6 protein-coding genes are annotated in these 6,460 nt (G+C 69.4%); 3 read left to right on the forward strand and 3 right to left on the reverse strand.

The annotated features are described in order from the left end of the window. The 3 genes from odhB to FJ311_15475 all read left to right on the forward strand — a co-directional run. Window positions 1-1,002, forward strand: a 1,002-nt coding sequence (odhB, locus tag FJ311_15465; protein ID MBM3952832.1) for a 2-oxoglutarate dehydrogenase complex dihydrolipoyllysine-residue succinyltransferase, incomplete at its 5' end; no start/stop codon positions are given. A 1-nt stretch (window position 1,003) separates the two neighbouring features. Then, on the forward strand, window positions 1,004-2,410 hold the full coding sequence (gene lpdA / locus FJ311_15470) for a dihydrolipoyl dehydrogenase (protein ID MBM3952833.1): 1,407 nt from the start codon (window positions 1,004-1,006) through the stop codon (window positions 2,408-2,410). A 70-nt stretch (window positions 2,411-2,480) separates the two neighbouring features. After that, a complete protein-coding gene (locus tag FJ311_15475; GenBank protein MBM3952834.1) occupies window positions 2,481-3,737 on the forward strand; it encodes an MFS transporter in 1,257 nt (418 codons plus the stop codon). A 9-nt stretch (window positions 3,738-3,746) separates the two neighbouring features. Here FJ311_15475 and FJ311_15480 read toward each other — a convergent pair whose 3' ends face one another. The 3 genes from FJ311_15480 to FJ311_15490 all read right to left on the reverse strand — a co-directional run. Beyond that, window positions 3,747-4,676 (reverse strand): hypothetical protein, encoded by a 930-nt coding sequence (locus FJ311_15480; GenBank protein ID MBM3952835.1) that lies wholly within the window; start codon window positions 4,674-4,676, stop codon window positions 3,747-3,749. 115 nt (window positions 4,677-4,791) lie between these two features. Continuing rightward, window positions 4,792-5,742 carry a tyrosine recombinase XerC gene (locus FJ311_15485; protein MBM3952836.1) on the reverse strand — a complete coding sequence of 317 codons (951 nt, stop codon included), beginning with the start codon at window positions 5,740-5,742 and terminating at the stop codon, window positions 4,792-4,794. Beyond that, on the reverse strand, window positions 5,721-6,460 hold a 740-nt coding region (locus FJ311_15490; GenBank protein ID MBM3952837.1), incomplete at its 5' end, for a DUF484 family protein. The genes FJ311_15485 and FJ311_15490, both read right to left, overlap by 22 nt.

Raw genomic sequence — 6,460 nt, forward strand, 5'->3', positions numbered from 1 at the left:
GCCGCTCCCGCACCCGTGTCGAAACCGGCCCCCGCTCCGGCGGCGCCCGCTCCCATCGCCGCGCCGTCGCCGGCGCCCGCCGCCGCGGGTGCGGAAGGCCCGCTCGCACCCGCCGTGCGCAAGCTGATCGAGGAACACCGGCTCGATCCCGCCCGCATTCCCGCCACCGGTCCCGGCGGCCGGCTGACCAAGGCCGACGTGTTGGCTCACATCGCGGCTCCCGCTCCGGCGGCGCGTCCTACGGTGCCGACGCCTAAACCCGCTCCGGCGCCCGCCGCGCCGACCGGACCCCGCCCGGAGGCCGAGCGCGAGGAGCGCGTGCGCATGACCAAGCTGCGCCGCATCATCGCCGAGCGGCTGAAGGAATCCCAGAACACCGCCGCCATGCTCACCACCTACAACGAGGTGGACATGGGCGCGGCGATGGACATGCGCGCCCAGTTCAAGGACGCGTTCGAGAAGAAGCACGGCACGCGCCTCGGCTTCATGTCGTTCTTCGTGCGCGCGTCCTGCATCGCGCTCAAGGAGTGGCCGGCGGTCAACGCCGAAATCGCGGGCGACGAGATCATCTACAAGAACTACTACCACATCGGCGTCGCGGTCGGCTCGCCCCAGGGCTTGGTGGTGCCGGTGCTGCGCGAAGCCGACAAGATGTCGTTCGCCGAGATCGAAACCCGCATCGCCGACTTCGGCCGGCGGGCCCGCGACGGCAAGCTCGCCATCGCCGAGATGACCGGCGGCACCTTCACCATCTCCAACGGCGGCGTCTACGGCTCGCTGCTCTCGATGCCGATTCTCAACCCGCCGCAGTCGGGGATTCTCGGCATGCACAAGATCGAGCGCCGCCCGCGCGTGGTCGGCGACGAAATCAAGGCTCGCCCGATGATGTACATCGCCATGACCTACGACCACCGCATCATCGACGGCCGCGAAGCGGTTTCGTTCCTCGCCCGGATCAAGGACCTGGTCGAGAACCCGAGCCGCATCATGATCGACGTCTGACATGAGCGAATCCTTCGATCTCGTCGTCGTCGGCGGCGGGCCCGGCGGCTACGTCGCCGCCATCCGCGCCGCGCAGCTCGGGCTGAAAGCCGCCTGCGTCGAAAAACGCGGGGCACTGGGCGGCACCTGCCTCAACGTCGGCTGCATTCCGTCGAAGGCGCTGCTGCAATCCTCCCATCACTACGAAATGGCGGCCAAGGAATTCGCCCACCACGGCGTCAAGGTCGGCAAGCTCGATCTCGACCTCGGCCAGATGATGGCGCGGAAAGAGAAGGTGGTGAAGGAACTGACCTCGGGCGTCGAGTTCCTGTTCAAGAAAAACAAGGTGCACTACGTTAAGGGCACCGCGCGCCTGGTCGCGGCCGATACCCTTTCGATTGCGCCGGCACAGGGCGGCCCCGAACAAACCCTCAAGGCGTCTTCCGTCGTCATCGCCACCGGCTCGGACGTGGCGCCGCTCAAGGGCGTCCCGATCGATGAAAAGAAAATCCTCAGTTCCACCGGCGCGATCGCGCTCGCCCAGGTGCCCGAATCGCTCGCAGTCATCGGCGGCGGCGTGATCGGCCTCGAACTGGGCTCGGTCTGGCGCCGCCTCGGCGCCAAGGTGACGGTGATCGAATTCCTCGATTCGATCCTGCCCGGCATGGACGGCGAAGTCGCCAAGTTCGCCCAGCGCGTGCTCGCCAAGCAGGGCATGACGTTTCGCCTCGCGACCAAGGTCACCGGTGCGAAATCGGGCAAGAAGGTTCGGTTGTCGGTCGAACCCCGGGACGGGGGGAAGTCCGAAACCGTCGAAGCCGACGCGGTCCTGGTCGCGGTCGGACGGCGCCCGTACACCGAGGGCCTCGGACTGGAGGCGGTCGGCGTCGCCCTCGATGCGCGCGGTTTTGTCACCGTCGACCGGCATTTCCAGACCAACGTGCCGGGCGTGTTCGCCATCGGCGACGTGATCGGCGGCGCCATGCTCGCCCACAAGGCCGAGGACGAAGGCGTGGCGGTGGCCGAGATCATCGCCGGCGAGGCCGGACACGTGAACCACGACGCGATTCCCGCCATCGTCTACACCGCGCCCGAGATCGCCGGCATCGGCAAGACCGAGGAACAGCTGAAAAGCGCGGGCCGACCCTACCGCGCCGGCAAGTTCCCGTTCACCGCCAACGCGCGCGCCAAGTGCAATGCCGAGACCGACGGCTTCGCCAAGGTGCTGGCCGATGCCGCCACCGACCGCGTGGTCGGCGCGCACATCGTCGGGCCGCAGGCGGGGGAATTGATCCAGGAAATCGCGCTGGCGATCGAGATGGGGGCTTCCGCCGAGGACCTGGGGCGCACCTGTCACGGCCATCCCGGCCTGGTCGAGGCGGTCAAGGAAGCTGCGCTCGCCTCCTTGGGCCGCGCCATCCACATCTGACGCGGCGGTTCATGATCCCCGTCATCGCGAGGCGGCAAGGCCGCCGAAGCGATCCAGACCTCGCACCTGGATGGCTTCGCCCCTCGCGGGGCTCGCCATGACGATCGGAACCCGCGCCGCGACGCCCGCCGCCCTCACCGCCGTCATCGCCTCGGCGCAAGTCTTCGGCATGGGCGGATACGCCTCGTTCGCGGCGTTGATGCCGGTGTTCATGCCCGAATGGCGCCTCGCCGATTCCGAGGCCGGGTGGATCAACGGCGTGTTCTACGCCGGCTACCTCGGCGCGGTGCCGTGGCTCTCGAGCCTGACCGACCGCGTCGCGCCCCGGCGGGTCTACATCGCCGCGTCGCTGATCTCCGCGCTTGCGAGTTTCGGCTTCGCCTTCGCCGCCGACGGATTCTGGAGCGCGGCGCTGTTCCGCTTTTTCGCCGGGATCGGGCTTGCCGGCACCTACATGCCGGGCCTCAAGCTGCTCGCCGACCACGTTCCCGGCACCGACCAAAGCCGCATGGTGGCGTTCTACACCGCCGGGTTCAGCATCGGCTCGGCGCTGTCGCTGTTCGCCGCCGGCCAGGTCGAGGCGGCGCTGGGCTGGCGCGCGGCCTTCGCCGTCGCCGGCCTCGGGCCGCTGCTCGCGGTGGCGCTGCTGCAATTCCTTCTGCCGCGCGAGGACCCGCGCCCGCACCCGCCGCCCGCGACCCATGTGCTCGACTTCCGCCCGGTTCTCCGTTGCCGCGAGGCGATGGGCTACGTGCTCACCTACGCCATCCACAATTTCGAGGTGTTCGCCGCGCGCTCCTGGCTGGTGGTCTACCTCGCCTTCGCCGCCGCGCTCCGGCCCGATCAATCCGCCGGGTGGTGGGCGCCGGCGACGCTGGCCGCCCTTTTCACCTTGTTCGGCGTGCCCGCCACCATTTTCGGCAACGAACTCGCGATCCGTTTCGGGCGGCGACGGACCATCGCCGGGATCATGGTGGTTTCGGCCGCCGTCGGCCTTACGGTCGGCTTCGCCCCCGGCTGGCCTTACCTGATCGTGGTCGCGCTCGTCGCGCTGCACATGATGACCCAGATCGGCGAATCCGCCGCCGTTACCGCCGGTTCGGTCGCCGCCGCGCCCGCCGGTTACCGGGGCGCCACCATGGCGGTGCACTCGACGCTGGGATTCACCGGCGCGTTCCTAGGCCCGGTCGCGTTCGGCTTCGCCCTCGAATTCGCGGGCGGCAGCGGGACCGAGGGCGCCTGGTTCGCCGCTTTCGCGCTCACCGCCGGCGTGATGCTGCTGGGACCGTTCGCGCTCCGGCTTGCCCGTTCCGCCGCGCCCCGGTAGAGGCGCCCCTCAGGACGCGGGCTTGCCGCCCGCCGCCAGCGTCAGCGCCTTCTTGATCGCCTCGGGGCTGCCCATGATGCTCATGAAGCTGTTGGAGCCCATCATCGACAGGTCGGGGAAATTGATGGCGATGCGGAACCGTGCCGAAAGCGCGTAGACCGTATCGCCCGCCACCACCATTTCGTAGGGCAGGTGGGCCGACGATTTGACGCCCTTGAAGTCGATCTGGCTCATCAGGTAGGTGTCGTCCTGCATGTCGCCGTCGCCCTTCTTGCCGTTCATGGCGACGCCGAACACGGTTTCCTCCTTGCCCGGCACGTCGACGCGATAGACCTTGGTGACGCCCGAAACCCCGGCGGCGAGATTCTTTTCCACCGCCGCCACCGCGTCCGCGTACGACTTGTGACGCGCGAGTTCGTGCGGGTCGTCGAAATACTCCATGCCGAACATGTACTGGTACTTGCGCAGTTCGGCGTCGGTCATGGCTTCTTTTTCCGCGCCGAACTCCTTCTCGGCGCCGAGAACCTTCGCCAATCCGGCCGCGACCGCGCCGAGATCGCCCTTCATGCGGTAGGCGGCGGCCATGTAGCGCGGGTTGGTGTAGGCGATTTGCACCTGGTCCTTGGCTTGGGTGACGGAAATGCGCTGCACCGCGCCGTAGGCGCCGAACCGCGTCTGCGCGGCGGCCGTTTTCAGGGCGTCGCTGGTGACGGCGACGACGACGACCGCCGGATACGGGCTGTAGGACCCGACCACCTGGAAGCCGCCGTTGGCGAGCTTCGCTTTCACTTCGTCGGCGACGCGGGCGACTTGGCCGGGCCCGTTGGCGGCGAGGATGAAGGGGTGCATTTTCGCGCCTTGCTGGGCTTGGCCCGGGCTCGCGGCCAGCGCACAGGCGGCGAAAGCCGCGGCCGACGCCGCGGCGGTCAACGTCTTCATGAAAGTCCTCCCTGTTTCGTTCGTGGCGCGCCGGTTGCCCGGCGCGGCGCGACGAGAGTAGGAGGACAACGCGCGGGCCCGGCAGTACCGGGTTATCGGACGGCGCGCGTCACGCCTACCGGCGGGACGCGCGCGGATGCGCCCGGCGGTAAACCTCGTCGAGGCGCGCGGCGTCGACCTCGGTGTAGCGCTGGGTGGTCGAAAGCGAGGCGTGGCCGAGCAGTTCCTGGATCGCGCGCAGATCGCCCCCGCCCGCGAGCAGGTGGGTGGCGAAGCTGTGGCGGAACGCGTGCGGGGTCGCGGTTTCCGGCAGATCGAGCATCGCGCGCAGGCGGCGCACCTGGCGCTGGGCGACGCCCGGGTTTAGCCGCTCGCCGCGCGCGCCGACGAACAACGGGTCTTTTTCTTTTCCCGCCGGGCGGAAGGCGAGGTAATCGGCGAGCGCGGTCTTGACCGCCGGCAGCAGCGGCACCAGCCGCTGCTTGCGGCCCTTGCCGGTCACCACCAGGGCATCGCCCTTGGGGATATCGCCGCGGTTGAGCGCCAGCGCTTCCCCGATCCGCAGCCCGCAGCCGTAGAGCAGCGCCAGCAGCGCCACGTCGCGCGCGGCGATCCACGGCTCGTCGGAAAGCTCGCCGACGGCGGCAACCGCTTCCAGCGCTTCCGGCTCGCCCAGCGCGCGCGGCACCGATTTCGGCGGGCGCGGCGCGCCCACGCTTGCGATCGCGCCGCAGCGGGCGAGCCCGCACTTTTCGAGAAAGCGGAAAAACCCGCGCACCGAGGACATCGTGCGCGCCGTGGACGATCGCGCGAGGCCGGAACGGTTGCGCCCGGCGAGGAAACCGCGGAAGTCGGCCGGCGCCAGCTTTTCGAGATCGGACACGCCCGGCGGATAGCCGAGATGCTCGGCGAGAAACGCGAAAAACGCCGCCACATCGCGCCCGTAGGCGTCGAGGGTGTGGCGCGAAAAACGCTTTTCATCGCGAAGCCAGCGCCGCCATTCCTCGGCGGCGCGGACGAGGGCGGGTTCGGCCGCGAACGTTATCAGCCCGTCTTCCCGTGCCATCGGCCGACGCACGCCTCGAGGACGCGGGCCAGGAATTGCAGCAACTCGGTCCCCTGCCCGGGATGGAAGGTGCCGCTGCGCGAGCCGAGCGCCAGCAGCCCCGACGGCAGCACGCGATCCGGACGCAGCCGCGCCAGCGCCGCCGAGCGCACCAGCCCGGCGGCGCCGCCGAACAGGGTGCCGTCGTCGCGGACGTCGCGCACCAGGCGCACGTCCTTGTCGACGCCGATCAATTCGTCGACTGCGCCGGTCTTGAGGTAACGGGTTTCCGAGGTCACCAGTTCGGCGAGCGGGCGGTCGCCCGCCTCGAACGCCAGCACCGCCACGTCGATGTCGAGCAGGAGCGGCACGTCCTCCTGCACCACCCGGAGCAGATGCTCGAACGACGCCGCCGCCAGCAGCGCCAGCACCGCGGCATGGGTGCGGGTCTGCACCGTCATGTTGTTGCGGCTGGTTTCGATCACCTCGATCGCGCAGTTGCGCAGTTCGGCGATCTCCTCGATCCGGCGGTCGAGCATTTTCTTCTGGATGTCGACCACGCCTTCCGCCCAGCGTCCGGGCGCGGCCATGGCCAGCAGCAAATGGCCGTGGGCCTCGAAGAAATCGGGGTGGCGGGCGAGGTAGCGGGCGACCTGATCGGCGTTGACGTCGTCGGCGTTCACGTCGGCGGCGGGCGCGGCGTCGGCCTCGCTCCGGGTCTTGCTGGTGCTCATGTGCC

Source organism: Rhodospirillales bacterium (assembly GCA_016872535.1).
Lineage (GTDB): Bacteria > Pseudomonadota > Alphaproteobacteria > Rhodospirillales > 2-12-FULL-67-15 > 2-12-FULL-67-15.